Source organism: Serratia sp. DD3 (genome assembly GCF_000496755.2).
This window is the reverse complement of the sequence record NZ_AYKS02000071.1, coordinates 1-18,209: the sequence shown is the minus strand read 5'-3', so window position 1 is coordinate 18,209 and position 18,209 is coordinate 1. Positions and strand designations below refer to the sequence as shown.

Here is an 18,209-nt window from a genome sequence, read left to right as displayed (position 1 = left end):
TACCCTTTGTATAGTTAATTTCGGTAACTGTTAATCACGGCAGGTGCCACTATCTGCACCACTAACACCGCTAAATAGGTCAGGGCTAACGGCATAAATGCCACTTTGAACACCCCAAGTGCCACAATCAACAAAATGATGGTGATCACGACCTTCAACCCCTCACCAATAGCAAACGACCAAGCAACCCGACCAGGTGCTGGTGTCTGCACCTGATGGCGCAAGGCAAACAGCATAAACATAGCATTGGGTAACCAGGCAGCAAGGCCTCCGGCCAATGCTGAAACACCCCATTCCAGGCTTTTCAACCCGAAACCCATGCTGATCAGAACAAAAGTCATTAACTGCAGAAACAGCAATTTGCGTGCTACTCTTCCATTGTAAAGGAACACAGACATGACGTTTGTTCTCTCCGTACCCCGAAGGGTAAACTGAGTGGCATATTCCTGTAAAACCCGCGTCATTGCCGTCTAGTTGCAACTTGCATGAACATGGGTAATGAAACAGCCTTCAATGCTATGAGTCAAGTAGCAAAAACCGTGCAAATTATACGGGCCACTCCAACGAATTCAATCAATAAGTAGCAAAAAGGTGAACAATTATTTAAATTTTCCCCTTTGAGACACATTTCAATAGAAACCGCCCTTTGCTCTATCACACTTACTGGCCTAGTTACTAGGCTATTGCATCAGTAAATGTGCTGTCTATCACAGTAAATTTTAGCGCTAATTTATAATCCAATTTAACGCCCATTGTCTTTAGCTAATCGAGCTATAAAAAAGATTACAAATCAAAGTATTGTAAGTAAACTTTTAAAAAACAATCGTAATACCATGCAAAAACATTTTACTGACATTTATAACCAGGTTAATTCAAGTTGCTGCCCACTGTTTACCATTTGAGTAACAATTACCATTTGAGTAACAATGGGGTCAGGCAAATAACATAAACACGTCGTTAAAGGTGTGACCAGATAGGTTTATCAAAAACCGCATACTATCTGACAGCAGTTACCTTCAAAAAAATTACAACTTATTGAAATTTAATAATATCAGTTCTCAAATCCACGAATTTATCATAGACACTGTCGACAGATAAGCTCTTCACATCATTATCCATTGACTCCAGAACCCGTGATGGTACTTGCCAAGGGCCCCAAAATGAGGAGTCATGACCTGCAAACAACGCAACGACCGGTTTACCTACCCCCACAGCGATATGTAATGCGCCGCCATCACTGGTGACAATTTGATCACATAAAGCCATACCTGCCATCAATTCACGAAGGTTGTTGGTTCTGTAAGGGATCAAATCTATGTCACGGCAGCCCTCTACCACTAAATCTGCTTTTTCATCATCACCAGGGTGAGTCGGATTATTACTCGAACCAGGGGACCAAAAAAGCATGATTTTACAGGGTTCACGCTCGGCTAATCGGTGAGCAAGTTCAATAAAATGGTTAACTGACCATCTCTGATTGATTTTTCTAGAACTGATCTGCAGACCATATAGCGGTATCTTGTCATTTTTAGATACTTTTTCTTCCGCTTTTTTTATCTCATCTGCTGTTACATACAGTTCTGCTTTCCCCGGGGTTTGATAACAACCGAGCGGTTTTGCCAGGAGCGATAACTCTTCTACGATATGATGACTTGTCCCTTGTACATACGGAATTTTGTCGGTGACAATATCAGGCGCATCGTCACCAATGGTAATAATTCGTTTAGCACCAGAGAGTTTTGCCCACATCACCGCCCGTTTGTTCCACTGCCCAGCAACGATAGCGGCATCATAACCAGCTCGACGGATACGATAGGTGGTCTGCAAACGATGCATAAAGGCACCCATTTTAGCCTTGAGCGATCGTTCATGGTGCGACTTGGTGTAGTAATAAATGTTGGCGACATTAGGATTACCATCGAGTACTGACATGTTATAAGAGTTAACCAACACATCAACTTGGTGATCTTTTGCTAGCATCGAGATAAGCGGGGTGGTCAAAATCAGGTCACCGATATTTTCTCGCCTGATCAGTAATATTTTCATTAATGAATCCCTTTATAAAACAAGCAGCATATCTCTTTTAAACGATGCCAATATTTATTCAATGGTTGATAGTACAACTAAATGGCGTTCCCCCGCCAACTCTGGCACCTGCAGACGGACCACAGACTCCAAAGAAACGCCCGCTGGCAATGGTGCCAGTTCATTTTCGGGATAGACTCCCTTCAATGCATAGAAACGCCCTTGGCCTGGTGTTGGCAAGTGGTGACACCAAACCAGCATATCTTGTAATGACGCAAAAGCACGGCTGATTACACCATCAAATGTCGGATCCGCAATGAACTCCTCCACACGGCTTTGTACTGGCTCGATATTTTTCAGACCCAGTTCATGCTGCACCTGGCGTAAGAAACGGACACGCTTGCCCAAGCTATCAAGCAGAGTGAAATGCGCATCAGGCCGTACAATAGCCAACGGAATACCAGGCAAACCAGGGCCAGTACCTACATCGATAAAGCGTGAACCGGTCAGATGGGAATTAACCACGATGCTATCCATGATATGGCGAACCAGCATTTGTTGTGGATCACGGACTGAAGTGAGATTGTAAGCTTTATTCCACTTGTCGAGCATATCGACATAAGCCAGTAATTGGCTTTTTTGCTGATCGGGAAGCGCAATTCCTGCCGCAGAAAGCAATGAATCCAGTTTTTTTTGCACCACTAATGTCCTCTGACAGATGCAGAACAGCAGACCAATCAGGAACTGCCTCTTAAGACAATCAATAATAATTCAGACATGCAAAGATGTCAGTGGCCGTTTCTCAGTAGAAACGAAACGACCATAGAACAGTATTAGGCACTATGCCGCAATAACCCTTGTTTTTTTAACCAGATCAATAAAATAGAGATCGCCGCCGGGGTAATGCCTGAAATACGAGAAGCCTGACCGATCGAGTTAGGTTTATGATCGTTAAGTTTGGCAATCACTTCATTCGATAAACCTGAAACCTGGCGATAATCAAGATCCAGCGGCAATACGGTATTCTCATGACGCTGGTGTTTTTCGATCTCATCTTGTTGACGGGCAATATATCCTTCGTATTTAACCTGAATTTCTACTTGTTCGGCAGCTTGTAAATCAGTGAGTGCCGGAGCGAAAACAGCCACGGAGGTTAATAGGCGATAATCGACCTCTGGGCGGCGCAAAAGCTCTTCGCCGTTAGTTTCTCGCGATAATGGCGATTTCAACAGAACATTAACCAGTTCCACATGCTCTGAATGCGGATGGACCAGGATATTACGCAAGCGCTGACGTTCTTGCTCAATGCGCTCCAACTTCTCACAGTAACGCTGCCAACGTACATCATCAACCAATCCCAATTCACGGCCTTTTTCTGTCAGGCGCAAATCTGCGTTATCTTCACGTAGCATCAGACGATACTCAGCGCGCGAGGTAAACATACGGTATGGTTCTTTGGTGCCTAATGTACTGAGATCATCCACCAGCACACCAAGATAAGCCTGATCGCGGCGTGGTGACCACCCTTCCTGTTCCGTAGCATGGAGTGCAGCATTCAAGCCAGCCAACAAACCTTGTGCGGCAGCTTCTTCATAACCGGTGGTCCCATTTATCTGGCCAGCAAAGAACAGCCCCTGGATAAATTTGCTTTCCAACGTTGGTTTTAAGTCCCGAGGATCAAAGAAGTCATATTCAATAGCATAACCAGGGCGAACAATACGGGCATTCTGCATTCCTTTCATTGAACGAACAATTTGCATCTGTACGTCAAAAGGCAGACTGGTAGAAATACCGTTGGGATAAATTTCGTTACTGGTTAAACCTTCCGGTTCAAGGAAGATCTGGTGTGCATTACGATCAGCAAAGCGCATGACTTTGTCTTCGATCGATGGGCAATAACGTGGCCCGATCCCTTCGATGATCCCGGCATACATTGGACTACGATCAAGGTTGCTACGGATCACTTCATGCGTTTTTTCATTGGTATAGGTGATATAGCAAGGTAGCTGTTGCGGATGCTGGTTAGCATTCCCTAAAAAAGAGAACACTGGGAGTGGGGTATCCCCAAACTGTGGTTCTAACAGATTAAAATCAATTGTTCGCGCATCAATACGGGGTGGTGTGCCCGTTTTTAGACGATTGACACGCAACGGCAGCTCACGCAGACGTCGTGATAAAGAGATCGATGGCGGATCTCCTGCTCGGCCACCACTGTAGTTTTCCAACCCGATATGGATCTTGCCATCAAGGAAGGTTCCCACCGTCAGGACGACCGCTTTGGCGCGGAATTTTAATCCCATCTGGGTAACCGCACCAACAACACGATCATTTTCGACAATCAAGTCTTCAACCGCTTGTTGAAAGACCATCAAATTAGGTTGGTTTTCTAACGCTGTGCGAATTGCTTGGCGATACAGCACACGATCTGCCTGAGCGCGGGTGGCTCTGACAGCCGGTCCTTTACTGGCGTTTAGTATTCTAAACTGGATCCCAGCCTGATCGATCGCCGTCGCCATTAAGCCGCCAAGTGCATCAATTTCTTTAACCAGATGCCCTTTACCAATACCACCAATCGCCGGGTTACAGGACATTTGTCCAAGCGTATCGATATTGTGAGTCAGTAATAACGTTTGACGCCCCATACGCGCAGCAGCCATGGCTGCTTCAGTGCCAGCATGGCCACCACCGATAATAATGACGTCAAATTGCTCTGGATAAAACATGGAACAGCACCTCAAAAGAACTGGCGAACAATCATTGTTTGTCCTGGGGGAGGGATTCTACTCAAGTTTAGACGATCGACCAAGTGGTCAGGATCGACGGGTAATAAAAAGAAGATCTTTTTATTTAAAGATCTCTTTATTAGATCTCTTATTAGGATCACGATCTTCTGTGCATAACTCAACATTCTCTATTTATATCATTAAATTAAAGAGGATCATTTACTGTGAATGATCGGTGATCCTGGTCAGTATAAGCTGGGATCTAAAAGGCATGTTATACACAGGCCTAGCCGAGTACCTAAGTTATTATAGGGATAACTACGGGTTTTCCCCTGCTTTAAAGCCTAGTTATACACAATCGTTCGCTTATTATTTAATCAATTAGAGCAAAATAATCCAATCACTGAGCCATTTTTCGGCGGGATCTTCGGGGATCTCATGTTGGGTGACGTCGATCTCAAGACGTGAACCGATCCTTTTTGCGCCATTTTCTTGCAGAAGCTCATCAAGCTGTTTGATCGCCCCGCAGAAAGTATCGTACTCAGAACTACCTAACCCCACGGCGCCAAACTTCACCAAGGATAAATCCGGTTGTTGTTGTTTAATCTGTTCCACCAGGGATTGCAGGTTTTCTGGTAAATCGCCGGCTCCATGAGTAGAAGATATCACCAACCATAAGCCAGATAACGTCAGTTCATCCAATTCCGGACCATGCAATATTTCGGTTGAGAAACCCGCTGCTTCGAGCTGTTCGGCTAAGTGTTCTGCAACATATTCTGCACTGCCAAGCGTACTGCCACTGATTAGAGTAATGTCTGCCATGAATGATCCTAACCTTGCTGAAGAGGAGCTATTGTACGCTGTGAATTAGTTGGGATCTAGCAGTGGATAATATGTGTATGTTTTAGCATTTATCCAAGCTGTAGGCGGGTTGGACGCAACTTGGATAAATGTGGATAGAATCAGTACTAAGGTGTGATGGTACGCATAATGGGATTCTGCAGCGAGATCAGGGTTTCTGTTGACTGGATCTCGTCGATAGTCTGGATCTTATTGATAAGGACCTGCTGCAATGCGTCTATCGAACGACACATAACCTTGATGAATACACTATAGTGGCCAGTGGTATAGTAGGCTTCAACCACCTCTTCCAGATTTTCCAGTTTTTTTAGGGCTGAAGGGTAATCCTTGGCACTCTTTAAGATAATGCCGATAAAGCAGCAGACATCATAACCCAGTTGTTTAGGATCGATATCAACTCGGGTACCGGTAATGATCCCCGCCTGTTTCATTTTCTCAACCCGTACATGAATGGTGCCCGGGCTAACACTAAAGTTTTTTGCCAGTTCAGCATAAGGTGTTCTGGCATTTTCCATTAAGGCGTTCAGAATGCCGCGATCGAGATTATCGATCTGATAAATTTCTGCCATTAAAACCCTCTTTAATTGATGATTATTGAATTATTACGGATTAAAAATGAACGATTAAAAAGAAAAAGGCAATATTTATTGATGGATATTGAATTCAAGTATCATTCTGTTGCTTAATCGTTGGCAACTAAACAGGTTATTAAAGAGATACCGTAATGAAAAAGCAGTATATTCAAAAACAGCAACAGATCAGCTTTGTGAAATCCTTCTTTTCCAACCAACTGGAACAACAGCTTGGTTTGATTGAAGTTCAGGCTCCAATCCTCAGTCGACTCGGTGATGGCACTCAAGACAACCTTTCCGGTAGTGAGAAAGCGGTTCAAGTAAAGGTGAAAAGCTTGCCTGCATCTACGTTTGAAGTAGTGCATTCATTGGCTAAATGGAAACGTAAAACACTGGGTAGCTACGATTTCAGTGCTGGTGAGGGTCTGTATACCCATATGAAAGCGCTGCGTCCGGACGAAGATCGTCTGACCCCGATTCATTCAGTGTATGTGGATCAATGGGACTGGGAACGCGTCATGGGTGATGGTGAGCGTGACCTGGCTTATCTGAAAAAGACGGTTAAGCAGATCTATGCTGCAATAAAGGATACGGAACTCGCGGTTAGCCAGAAATATGGTTTAGTACCGTTCCTGCCAGAGCAGATCCACTTTGTTCACAGCGAAACCCTACTGCAACGTTATCCAGAACTGGATGCCAAAGGCCGTGAGCGTGCTATTGCCAAAGAATTGGGCGCGGTATTCCTGATTGGTATTGGTGGTAAGCTTTCTCATGGTAAATCCCATGATGTACGAGCACCGGATTATGATGACTGGACCACGGCAGATAGTGAAAATGGTGCTGGGTTAAATGGCGATATTTTGGTGTGGAACCCAGTATTGCAAGACGCATTTGAGCTTTCGTCGATGGGGATCCGGGTTGATGCTGAAGCCCTGCAACGTCAACTGACCTTGACTGACGATTTGGATCGTCTGAAGTTGGAATGGCACCAATCATTATTGCGTGGCGAAATGCCACAGACCATTGGTGGTGGTATTGGGCAATCTCGTCTGGTGATGCTGTTACTGCAATTGCCACATATTGGTCAGGTGCAGTGCGGTGTATGGGCGCCAGAAGTGCGTGAAACTGTAGAAGGGTTGTTATAAGTATCAGCGCCGCCAGCTTGAGTACAAGCAGTGCTGGTGGGGTGGTCATGTGCTGGCGATTAATCCGGCCTACACCAGCCAGCAATGCGCTTGCTGTGGTCATACAAGGAAAGAAAACCGCCAGTCACAAAGTCAGTTCAGGTGTATGGAATGTGGATATACAGAAAACGCTGATATAAACGGCGCGCGTAATATTTTAGCGGCGGGGCACGCCGCGTTAGTCTGTGGAGAGAGGGCAGCTTTAGGCCGCTCGATGAGGCAGGAACCCGCCGAGTCGAGTCAGACTTCAGTCTGAATGTTGTAGGGGTCTTCGCCCTTTAGGGCGGAGAGGATGTCAACCCTGTCTATTTTGTAATGAGAACGGATGATAATGGTTCGTATTCATTCAGTTCGCTATCGCACAGTGGCTTCCTGATATACGTTATCCACTTTAGCAAACCGCTTAACGCCTTTCCTGTTGGCAAGGTCGAGCAATACAATTTACGCCCACTTACCTTCCAAGAATTTATTTATGCCTCAAAAGAATCGGCGTTGATCAAGGCATTCGATACGCAAGCTAGTACTCCCGCAGCGCATAGCAAATTGATGGATAAGCTGACGGATTACTTTTTTACTGGTGGCATGCCGGAAGCGGTTGTCGCTTGGTACCAATTCAAAGAGTTGGGCATTTTAGAGCGCGTTGCAAAGGTCGCTAAAATTCATGCTGATTTAGTCGCAGGCTACCAACGTGATTTTGCTAAATACGCCGGTAAGGTTGATGCAACATTGATTGAGTCAGTGTTCAATAGCATACCCGCGCAGCTTTCCCTGGTTTTAGATGAATCGGTTAAACGCTTTAAGTTTAAAAACGTCCATAACCGTAAATATCGCTATAGCGATTTTGAAACCGCTATCCATTGGTTAAGATGCTGCCGTTTGGCGCTGGCTAACTACCCCATTGAAGGTACGCCCAAAGCCCCACTTGCTGCCTACAAAAAAGAAAATAAGGTTAAATTATTTCTGTTTGATGTGGGCTTGCTTAACCATATGTTGGGCAGCAGTTATAAAGAAATTAAACAGCAACACTATGAGTACAAAGGTTATATAGCTGAAAATTTTGTACAACAAGAGCTTGCTGCCATTGGCGTTGACCCTAGCTATTCGTGGAATGATGCTCGCGCAGAAATCGAATTCATTATCTCAAATAATGAGGGCAATATTGTCCCAATAGAAGTAAAAAGCGGCAAAAGGACACGCGCTAAATCGCTGGCCTCCTATATAGAAAAGTGCGCACCAAGAAAAACATTTAAATTAACTGGTACGCAAGGTTCTTCACCATTAGAGCAAACCAACATGGTGATGCCTTTGTATTATATCCAGTATTTACCTTCAAAGTGGTAACTGCTCCATCAAGGTAGGAGCCCACAGGGTTATTCATATTTTGTTTATTTTTATCATCAGTGATAAGCATAGGTATGCAGGTTAAATGATGCATACAGTGTGTCCCTAGTGTTTGCGGATTTTTACGTAACGTGAAACAACTGGGGTATTTTTTGGTAGGGATAGTTGGTTGAGCTAGCAAAAAAAATTATGAATACTGAACACAAGCAGCCGTTATCGGCAGTCACTCTGGCAGCAATTGGGGTGGTTTATGGTGATATAGGGACCAGCCCGCTCTATACCTTAAGAGAGTGTTTTTCTGGGCACTATGGTTTTGAGGTCCGTCCTGATGTGGTATTCGGGTTTTTATCTCTTATTTTTTGGATGTTGATTGTTATCGTTTCTTTGAAGTACCTCACTTACGTTATGCGTGCAGATAATGCGGGTGAAGGGGGTATTCTGACCTTGATGTCGTTGGCCGGGCGCAATACATCGGCACGTACCACGTCATTATTGGTTATTCTGGGTTTGGTTGGTGGCAGCTTCTTTTATGGCGAGGTGGTAATTACCCCGGCGATATCGGTTATGTCGGCAATTGAAGGGTTGGGAATCGCCGCACCTTCACTCGAACCCTATATCGTTCCTTTGTCCATTCTGGTTTTGACTCTATTATTTGCTATCCAAAAGCATGGTACCGGCAGCGTCGGCAAACTTTTTGCGCCAGTAATGTTGCTGTGGTTCATCGCGTTGGCGTTACTCGGTGTGCGCAGTATTATTGCTAATCCTGAAGTGTTGCAGGCCCTCAACCCTAAGTGGGCATTCAACTTCTTTGTTGAATATAAGACAGTCTCCTTTTTTGCCATGGGAGCGGTGGTTCTTGCAATTACCGGAGTGGAAGCCTTGTATGCCGATATGGGCCACTTTGGTAAATTTCCAATCCGTTTGGCTTGGTTTGCGGTGGTGTTACCTTCATTGGTACTCAATTATTTCGGTCAAGGGGCGTTGTTGCTGAAATCACCCGAGGCCATCAAAAACCCGTTCTTCTTGCTTGCTCCTGACTGGGCGCTGATTCCTTTGCTGATTCTTGCCACATTGGCTACTGTTATCGCTTCTCAGGCAGTCATTTCCGGCGTGTTTTCATTGACTCGTCAGGCGGTGCGTCTGGGGTATTTGTCGCCGATGCGTATTATTCATACCTCGGAGATGGAGTCTGGCCAGATTTATATCCCGGTGATTAACTGGACACTCTATCTTGCTGTCATCTTGGTGATTGTCGGTTTTGAACACTCCAGTAATCTGGCAGCGGCTTACGGTATCGCTGTTACTGGCACCATGGTGTTGACCAGTATTCTTATTACTTGCGTTGCGATTAAAAATTGGCATTGGAACCGCTATTTTGTACTGAGTATTTTACTGATATTGCTGATTATTGATGTTCCTATGTTCTTAGCCAATGCGATGAAACTCTTTTCCGGCGGTTGGCTGCCACTGGTGATGGCATTGATGATGTTCATTATCATGACAACTTGGAAAAGTGAACGTTTTCGCTTGTTGCGTCAGATGCACGAACACGGTAACTCTCTTGAAGCAATGATAGCTTCATTGGAGAAATCTCCCCCGGTTCGCGTTCCTGGAACGGCGGTGTTTATGTCGCGTGCGATTAATGTCATTCCATTTGCGTTACTACATAACTTAAAGCACAACAAAGTATTACATGAACGTGTTGTCCTGCTTACCTTGCGTACCGAAGATGCCCCCTATGTGCCTAATGTCCAACGGGTGACAATTGAACAGTTATCGCCGACTTTCTGGCGTGTTGTCGCTCGCTATGGTTGGCGTGAAAGACCTAATGTTGAGGATATTTTTCACCGTTGCGGATTGGAAGGGTTACCTTGCCGAATGATGGAAACATCGTTTTTTATGTCCCATGAGTCACTGATACTGAGTAAACGCCCCTGGTATTTGCTACTGAGGGGGAAATTGTTTATTGCATTAAGCCGTAACGCGCTGAGGGCTGCCGATCAGTTTGAGATCCCACCTAATCGAGTTCTAGAACTGGGTACCCAAGTGGAGATATAACAATCTGAATTTATTAATTAAATCAAATTTTCTCATCGAATCATTCAAGTTACAGAGGTAGGTAAACGGTAGCTTGAATGAAATTAACCAGGTAAGCGAAACGTTTCGATGGCGATCACATTTTTTCGATTATTGAGTTGTCTTTCTCAGAAATTTTTCTAAACTCTATGGTGAGCGAAACGTTTCGCTGTTGGAGTTAATCTAAAAAATGAAAAAAGGCGTACTACTGAATTGTGATGTTTCTGCGGTTGTATCTCGCCTCGGACATACTGATCAGATCACGATTTGCGATGCGGGACTGCCGATTCCGGCGACAACGCAGCGTATTGACTTGGCTCTGACTCAAGGTGTGCCGACATTCTTACAGGTTGTCGGCGTGGTCACGCAGGAAATGCAGGTAGAAAGCGCTATTCTGGCGGAAGAGATTGTTAAAAATAATCCGTCGCTCCATGAAATGTTACTGGCTCAACTAAAACAAATTGGCCAACTCCAGGGAAACACCATCAGTGTAAGCTATATCAGCCATAGTGCTTTTAAAGTGCAAACTGAACATAGCCGGGCGGTGATACGCAGTGGAGAATGTTCGCCTTATGCGAATGTGATCCTCTGCGCCGGCGTAACATTCTGAGGCATTTATGCAACCTTTACTGGAACTTAAAGGGATTGATAAAGCCTTTCCCGGCGTGAAAGCACTTTCTGGCGCTGCCCTCAGCGTTTACCCAGGTAGGGTAATGGCGTTGGTGGGGGAAAACGGTGCCGGAAAGTCAACCATGATGAAAGTGCTTACTGGTATTTACAGCAAAGATGCTGGCAGTCAGTACTATCTTGGTAAAGAAGTGACCTTCAATGGGCCGAAGGATTCGCAGGAGGCGGGCATCGGCATCATTCATCAGGAACTGAACCTGATCCCACAGCTAACCATTGCTGAAAATATCTTTTTGGGGCGTGAATTTGTCAATCGGTTTGGCCGCATTGACTGGAAACGTATGTATGCCGAAGCGGACAAACTGCTGGCACGCCTCAACCTGCGTTATAGCAGCCACCGTCTGGTCGGGGAATTGTCGATTGGTGATCAGCAAATGGTGGAAATCGCCAAAGTGTTGAGCTTTGAATCTAAAGTTATCATCATGGATGAACCTACCGATGCGCTGACCGACACTGAAACTGCCTCTCTGTTCAATGTGATCAATGAGCTGAAAGCCGAAGGGTGTGGCATTGTTTATATTTCCCATCGACTGAAAGAGATCTTTGAAATCTGCGACGATGTGACCATTTTCCGTGATGGGCAGTTTATTGCTGAACAGCCGGTTGTTCAATTGCAGGAAGATACGCTGATTGAAATGATGGTTGGGCGCAAATTGGAAGAGCAATATCCACGCCTGAACTTGCCTCGAGGTGAAAAACGTCTGCAAGTTAGCCATGTTTCCGGCCCGGGTGTTAATGATGTCAGCTTTACTCTGTACAGCGGTGAGATTTTGGGTGTTGCTGGCTTGATGGGTGCTGGCCGTACCGAGTTAATGAAAATCCTATATGGCGCTGCACCACGCAAAAGTGGCACAGTGAATCTGGATGGTCATGATGTGATCACCCACTCTCCCCAAGATGGTCTGGCAAACGGCATCGTCTATATTTCTGAAGACCGTAAGCGTGATGGCCTGGTACTGGGGATGTCAGTAAAGGAAAATATGTCGCTTACTGCCCTGCGTTATTTCAGCCGTGCTGGTGGTAGCTTGAAGCATTCAGATGAACAAGTCGCCGTGAGTGATTTTATCCGTTTGTTCAATATAAAAACCCCTTCAATGGAACAGCCTATTGGGTTACTTTCCGGCGGAAATCAGCAAAAGGTGGCGATAGCTCGCGGTTTGATGACTCGGCCAAAAGTGTTGATCCTTGATGAACCTACTCGTGGTGTCGATGTCGGGGCGAAGAAAGAGATTTATCAGTTAATTAATCAGTTTAAGCAGGAAGGGTTGAGCATCATTCTGGTCTCTTCGGAAATGCCTGAAGTACTGGGAATGAGTGATCGCATTTTGGTTATGCATGAAGGTCATCTCACCGGAGAGTTCCCAATTGAACAGGCTACCCAGGAAGTGCTGATGGCTGCCGCTGTCGGCAAGCAATACGGCGTAAAGCAGGAGTAATCAGATATGAGTTCACAGACTGTCGCGGCTAAGCGCTGGTTTAGTAAAGAGTGGCTGTTGGAGCAAAAATCACTGATAGCGCTGCTGGTGCTGATTGCCGTGGTTTCTTCAATGAGCCCGAATTTTTTCACTGTCAATAACCTGTTCAATATCCTACAGCAGACATCAGTGAACGCCATTATGGCGGTCGGGATGACGTTGGTGATCCTCACTTCTGGTATTGATCTCTCAGTAGGCTCATTACTGGCGCTGACTGGTGCGATAGCTGCCTCTATGGTAGGGCTTGAAATCAATGCCGTCGCTGCGGTTGCTGCTGCGCTGGCATTAGGTGCTCTTGTAGGCGCCGGTACCGGGTTTATTGTAGCCAAAGGTAAAGTTCAGGCATTTATTGCAACCTTGGTGATGATGCTGTTACTCCGTGGTGTCACCATGGTGTACACCAATGGCAGCCCGATCAACACCGGTTTTACTGATGTTGCTGATGCCTTTGGCTGGTTTGGTATTGGCCGCCCGTTGGGGGTGCCTACGCCAATTTGGATCATGGCTATCGTGTTTATTGCTGCATGGTATATGCTGCACCATACCCGCCTGGGCCGTTATATCTATGCTTTGGGGGGCAATGAAGCCGCAACTCGTCTTTCCGGCATTAATATCGATAGAGTGAAAATCATCGTTTACTCACTGTGCGGGTTGTTAGCTGCCCTGGCGGGAGTGATAGAAGTAGCACGCTTATCCTCGGCACAACCCACGGCAGGTACCGGTTATGAACTGGATGCCATTGCTGCGGTCGTTTTGGGGGGAACCAGCCTGGCGGGTGGTAAAGGGCGGATCGTTGGTACACTGATCGGGGCGCTGATCCTTGGCTTCTTGAGCAATGGTTTGAATTTGTTGGGTGTTTCTTCTTACTACCAAATGATCGTCAAGGCAGTGGTTATTTTGCTGGCGGTTTTGGTAGATGACAAAAGTAGCAAGTAACCTCTCCATTACAGGAATATCGACCATGAAAATGAAAAAACTGGCAACTTTAGTTTCAGCTTTTGCGTTGACTGCAACCTTGAGTGTTAATGCTTTGGCAAAAGATACTATTGCTCTGGTAGTGTCTACCCTTAATAACCCCTTCTTTGTTGCCATGAAAGAGGGTGCACAAAAAGAAGCTGACAAACTGGGCTACAACCTGGTGGTGTTGGATTCTCAGAACAACCCTGCTAAAGAACTGGGAAACGTACAAGATCTGGTGGTACAGAGCCCAAAACTATTACTGATTAACCCGACAGATTCTGATGCGGTAGGTAATGCCATCAAGATGGCTAATATGAACAAGATCCCGGTTATTACATTGGACCGTATGGCATCTAAAGGTGATGTTGTTAGTCATATCGCCTCTGATAACCGTGCTGGCGGTAAAATGGCAGGTGATTTTATTGCTAAGAAAGTGGGTGCTGATGCCAAAGTTATCCAATTGGAAGGTATCGCAGGGACTTCTGCAGCACGTGAGCGTGGCGAAGGTTTCAAACAAGCACTGGAGCAACACAAATTTAAGTTACTGGCTAGCCAACCTGCAGACTTTGATCGCACTAAAGGCCTGAACGTTATGCAAAACCTGCTAACAGCTCATCCAGATGTGCAGGCTGTATTTGCTCAAAACGATGAGATGGCGCTGGGTGCATTACGTGCATTGCAAACTGCCGGTAAAACGGATGTTGTGGTAGTGGGTTTTGATGGTACTGATGATGGGGTGAAAGCGGTAGAGGGCGGTAAAATGGCTGCAACCGTGGCGCAACGTCCAGAGCAGATTGGTGCTATGGGTGTTGAAACTGCCAACAAAGTACTGAAAGGCGAGAAGGTTCCAGCCACTATTCCGGTTGACTTGAAACTGATCACTAAATAAGTCATCTCTGCGCCATCAATGTGGTTATCACGATGGCGCGTAATTTTCTGGAATCAATGCGATGCAAACTGGCAAGTTGGTGGTGTTAGGCAGTATCAACGCCGACCATATCCTCAATGTAAAACAATTTCCTTTGCCGGGCGAAACGGTGATAGGCAAGCAGTATAAAGTTGCTTTTGGTGGCAAAGGAGCTAATCAGGCGGTCGCTGCTGGGCGTAGTGGGGCTGATATTACCTTTATTGCCTGTGTTGGCGCTGATGATATTGGTGAACGTATTCGCCAACAACTGGTTACTGATCGCATTGATACCCAACCAATAGAAGCTATTCCTGGTAACACCACTGGTGTCGCCCTGATTTTTGTCAATGAAGACGGTGAAAATGTTATTGGGATTGATGCGGGAGCCAATGCTGCCGTGACCCCTGATTATCTCCGTCGCTATCAACAAACAGTGATTGATGCTGATGCGCTATTGATGCAGCTTGAGTCACCACTTGAAACGGTGATAGCCGCAGCCAAACTGGCAAAACAGCACCAGACTCAGGTTATTCTTAACCCCGCGCCTGCCTGTGAATTACCTGATGATTTGCTGGCGATGGTCGATATGATCACCCCAAATGAAACAGAAGCACAGCGACTCACGGGTATTGCCATCAATAATGATGACGATGCCGCCCGAGCTGCCAAGGTATTACATGATAAAGGCATTAGCCGTGTGATTATTACCCTTGGTAGCCGAGGTGTGTGGTTAAGTGAACAGGGTGATGGTGGCAAACTGGTTCCCGGTTTTAAGGTTAAAGCAGTGGACACCATAGCGGCTGGTGATACGTTCAATGGTGCATTGGTTACCGCTTTACTTGAAGGCAAAGCAATCAGTGAGGCGGTGCGATTTGCCCATGCGGCAGCAGCGATAGCGGTTACTCGCCCAGGCGCTCAACCCTCAGTACCATGGCGAGAAGAGATAGACACCTTCCTGCAGCACCAGGGGTAAATTTTGGCTACCATGAAAGATGTCGCCCGCTTGGCGGGTGTTTCAACCTCGACAGTGTCACATGTGATTAATAATAATCGCTTTGTCAGTGATAGTGTGCGCGCCAAAGTCATGGTGGCGATAGAACAACTTAATTATGCTCCCTCCGCTTTGGCCCGCAGCCTGAAACTTAACACCACGCATACTATTGGTATGTTGGTGACATCCAGTAATAACCCTTTCTATGCCGAAGTAGTCCGTGGTGTTGAACGAAGCTGTTACGAACGTGGTTATAGCTTGATCTTGTGTAATACCGAAGAAGACCTGGAGCGAATGAACCACAGTATTGAAACACTGCTGCAAAAGCGTGTTGATGGTTTGTTGGTTATGTGTACTGAGAATCATCGAACTTCACAAGATGCGTTTAGCCGTTACCCCTCTTTACCTATCGTGATGATGGATTGGTCCCCATTCGATGGAGCCAACGATATTATTAAGGATAACTCGTTATTGGGGGGCGAAATGGCAACCGATCATCTGATTGCCAGGGGCTACCGCCAAATAGCGTGTATTGCTGGGCCGCAGGATAAAATGACCGCGGGCCATCGTTTGGAAGGTTATCGCCGTGCCATGCAACGTGCTGGGCTCGAAATTTTGCTAGGCTATGAAGTACATTGCGATTTTGAGTTTGCTGGTGGAGTCAACGCCATGAAACAACTCTTGGCACTGGATAATCCGCCACATGCGGTATTTGCAGGGAATGATGCCATTGCTGTGGGGGTTTATCAGGCACTATATCAGGCGGGGCTTGTGGTACCGAGGGATATGGCAGTCATTGGATATGACGATATTGAGCTTGCACAGTATCTGGTTCCCCCACTAAGCACTATTCATCAACCGAAAGACTCCTTGGGAGAACTGGCGATCGACGCATTAATCAATCGATTGCAGGATCCTGAGCGTGATGCTCAACTTCTGGTGCTGACACCTGAATTGATGCAACGAGCTTCCGTTGGTCAGCGTTAACTCAACAGATGTCAAACTAAGTGACCAGCCAACCCCTTGCAAGGTTCAACATCGCCGCCATCTAGGGTTATCCCCATCTTCATTTAAGTGTTGTCTTGTAACAATATCTGACAGGCAGTCAATGCCGAGATACTGTCACCCGCTATGATGGCATCAACAATGGCTTGATGTTGTTGTAGCTTGATGACTTCATTGTCGGTAATAGCTTGAAAATAGTTTCGATAAACCGAGCTGAAAAGGTTGGCAAATGAAATCAGAAACGGATTATCGCTGGCTTGGTATATAAGCTGATGGTAGCGGGTATCGATATCAATCCAGTGGTCACGGTCAAAATTAATGTGCAGTGCTTTCATTTCTGCCATCAAGAGAGTTAATTGCGTTTTCTGATGTGGTGTCGCTTGAGTTGCGGCCAGTGAGCATGCTTGGGGTTCCAGAGAAGCCCGCAGGATAAGAAAATGCTGCATAATCTGGTCGAAGTTCTCCTTTGTCATCCACCAGGTCAATAAATCTTGATCGAGAAAATTCCATTGGTTTTGTGGCATGACGCGAGTACCAATTCGTGGACGTGGCAACAGCATCCCTTTGGCTGCCAGTATTTTTACCGCTTCACGTACTGCGGTGCGACTAACTCCAAATTTTTCTCCCAACTCCATCTCGCCAGGAAGAATAGAGCCAGCCTGATATTCACCAGCCAGAATTTTTCGGCCAAGCTTTTCCGCAAGCAAATAGGAAAGATTACGCTGTGCGGCCTGTTGTTGAATATTAAATTGCATGACAACTATTTCCTTTGACTGCATCGTTATCCGTCAGTTTACGTCAGAGCGAGCCTGGTTTATGGCTATTTTCCGAATAAAAAGAGATAAAAAGATGAATAAAAGCGCGCTTTGCCGAAAAAAGACGCGGTTGAAATGTTTTTTGAATTTAGGGGTTGCGGTGAACTGAGAACTCCCTATAATGCGCCTCCACTGCTCGGGAACAACGGCTGACAAGTCGCCCAGGCAGGAAGAAGCAACCCGGTGAAAACACCGTCTCTTGTAGAGAAAAAGGTTGACTCTTCAGCGGGAAAGCGTATTATCTGCCTCCCGCGTTACCAGGAAGTTTTGGTAACCATGCTCTTTAACAATTTATCAGACAATCTGTGTGGGCACTCACAAAGACGATATCCAGTTGCTTCGGCAACAAAAAAATATCAAGTCTTAAAGAGTGACTCATGTAAGTAAAATTCATGCAGTAATCTTTGAGCATCGCTATTAACTTAGCAAATCAAGCTTTTAATTGAAGAGTTTGATCATGGCTCAGATTGAACGCTGGCGGCAGGCTTAACACATGCAAGTCGAGCGGTAGCACAGGGGAGCTTGCTCCCTGGGTGACGAGCGGCGGACGGGTGAGTAATGTCTGGGAAACTGCCTGATGGAGGGGG

General features: G+C 45.9%; 16 protein-coding genes, 1 rRNA gene and 1 pseudogene. 11 read left to right on the top strand and 7 right to left on the bottom strand.

The genetic code is table 11. From position 1 onward, the window contains the following. Nucleotides 1–14: 14 nt before the first annotated feature. From atpI to asnC, 6 genes are all read right to left on the bottom strand, one after another. Complete coding sequence (gene atpI / locus IO95_RS12520; RefSeq protein WP_037384896.1) at nt 15–398, bottom strand: F0F1 ATP synthase subunit I; 384 nt, start codon at nt 396–398, stop codon at nt 15–17. A 634-nt stretch (nt 399–1,032) separates the two neighbouring features. After that, the gene (locus IO95_RS12515; protein WP_235186757.1) at nt 1,033–1,980 is read right to left on the bottom strand and encodes a glycosyltransferase family 9 protein; all 948 of its coding nucleotides are present in this window, start codon (nt 1,978–1,980) and stop codon (nt 1,033–1,035) included. Nucleotides 1,981–2,100: 120 nt separating this feature from the next. Then, entirely contained in the window at nt 2,101–2,724 is a 624-nt protein-coding gene (gene rsmG / locus IO95_RS12510; RefSeq protein ID WP_037385004.1) for a 16S rRNA (guanine(527)-N(7))-methyltransferase RsmG, read from the bottom strand. A gap of 134 nt (nt 2,725–2,858) precedes the next feature. Further along, on the bottom strand, nt 2,859–4,748 hold the full coding sequence (gene mnmG / locus IO95_RS12505) for a tRNA uridine-5-carboxymethylaminomethyl(34) synthesis enzyme MnmG (RefSeq protein ID WP_037384900.1): 1,890 nt from the start codon (nt 4,746–4,748) through the stop codon (nt 2,859–2,861). 381 nt (nt 4,749–5,129) lie between these two features. Then, nucleotides 5,130–5,570, bottom strand: a complete 441-nt coding sequence (gene mioC / locus IO95_RS12500; protein ID WP_037384903.1) for an FMN-binding protein MioC — start codon at nt 5,568–5,570, stop codon at nt 5,130–5,132. A 146-nt stretch (nt 5,571–5,716) separates the two neighbouring features. Next, complete coding sequence (gene asnC, locus IO95_RS12495) at nt 5,717–6,178, bottom strand: transcriptional regulator AsnC (RefSeq protein ID WP_037384906.1); 462 nt, start codon at nt 6,176–6,178, stop codon at nt 5,717–5,719. Between the two features lie 155 nt (nt 6,179–6,333). Here asnC and asnA point away from each other — a divergent pair, with 155 nt between their 5' ends. The 10 genes and pseudogenes from asnA to rbsR all read left to right on the top strand — a co-directional run bounded on the left by asnA (nt 6,334) and on the right by rbsR (nt 16,789). Next, nucleotides 6,334–7,326 carry an aspartate--ammonia ligase gene (gene asnA, locus IO95_RS12490; protein ID WP_037384909.1) on the top strand — a complete coding sequence of 331 codons (993 nt, stop codon included), beginning with the start codon at nt 6,334–6,336 and terminating at the stop codon, nt 7,324–7,326. A gap of 4 nt (nt 7,327–7,330) precedes the next feature. Continuing rightward, nucleotides 7,331–7,621 (top strand): annotated as a pseudogene (locus IO95_RS24130) (zinc ribbon domain-containing protein); the annotation flags it as partial. Nucleotides 7,622–7,680: 59 nt separating this feature from the next. After that, nucleotides 7,681–8,706, top strand: a complete 1,026-nt coding sequence (locus tag IO95_RS12485; RefSeq protein ID WP_023492807.1) for an ATP-binding protein — start codon at nt 7,681–7,683, stop codon at nt 8,704–8,706. A 189-nt stretch (nt 8,707–8,895) separates the two neighbouring features. Then, nucleotides 8,896–10,764, top strand: a complete 1,869-nt coding sequence (kup, locus tag IO95_RS12480) for a low affinity potassium transporter Kup (RefSeq protein WP_037384911.1) — start codon at nt 8,896–8,898, stop codon at nt 10,762–10,764. A 208-nt stretch (nt 10,765–10,972) separates the two neighbouring features. Next, nucleotides 10,973–11,392, top strand: coding sequence for a D-ribose pyranase (rbsD, locus tag IO95_RS12475; protein WP_023490699.1), 420 nt, complete (start codon nt 10,973–10,975; stop codon nt 11,390–11,392). A gap of 7 nt (nt 11,393–11,399) precedes the next feature. Continuing rightward, entirely contained in the window at nt 11,400–12,905 is a 1,506-nt protein-coding gene (gene rbsA / locus IO95_RS12470) for a ribose ABC transporter ATP-binding protein RbsA (RefSeq protein WP_023490700.1), read from the top strand. A gap of 6 nt (nt 12,906–12,911) precedes the next feature. Beyond that, entirely contained in the window at nt 12,912–13,880 is a 969-nt protein-coding gene (rbsC, locus tag IO95_RS12465) for a ribose ABC transporter permease (protein ID WP_023490701.1), read from the top strand. A gap of 25 nt (nt 13,881–13,905) precedes the next feature. After that, nucleotides 13,906–14,793, top strand: a complete 888-nt coding sequence (gene rbsB / locus IO95_RS12460; RefSeq protein ID WP_037384913.1) for a ribose ABC transporter substrate-binding protein RbsB — start codon at nt 13,906–13,908, stop codon at nt 14,791–14,793. A gap of 61 nt (nt 14,794–14,854) precedes the next feature. Beyond that, on the top strand, nt 14,855–15,784 hold the full coding sequence (rbsK, locus tag IO95_RS12455) for a ribokinase (RefSeq protein WP_023489579.1): 930 nt from the start codon (nt 14,855–14,857) through the stop codon (nt 15,782–15,784). Nucleotides 15,785–15,787: 3 nt separating this feature from the next. Next, a complete protein-coding gene (gene rbsR / locus IO95_RS12450) occupies nt 15,788–16,789 on the top strand; it encodes a ribose operon transcriptional repressor RbsR (protein ID WP_037384916.1) in 1,002 nt (333 codons plus the stop codon). An 83-nt stretch (nt 16,790–16,872) separates the two neighbouring features. On the opposite strand, the gene IO95_RS12445 is transcribed toward rbsR, so the two are convergent. Continuing rightward, the gene (locus IO95_RS12445) at nt 16,873–17,562 is read right to left on the bottom strand and encodes a FadR/GntR family transcriptional regulator (RefSeq protein WP_023489581.1); all 690 of its coding nucleotides are present in this window, start codon (nt 17,560–17,562) and stop codon (nt 16,873–16,875) included. 499 nt (nt 17,563–18,061) lie between these two features. On the opposite strand from IO95_RS12445, the gene IO95_RS12440 reads away from it, so the two are divergent. Then, nucleotides 18,062–18,209 (top strand): 16S ribosomal RNA (locus IO95_RS12440); the annotation flags it as partial.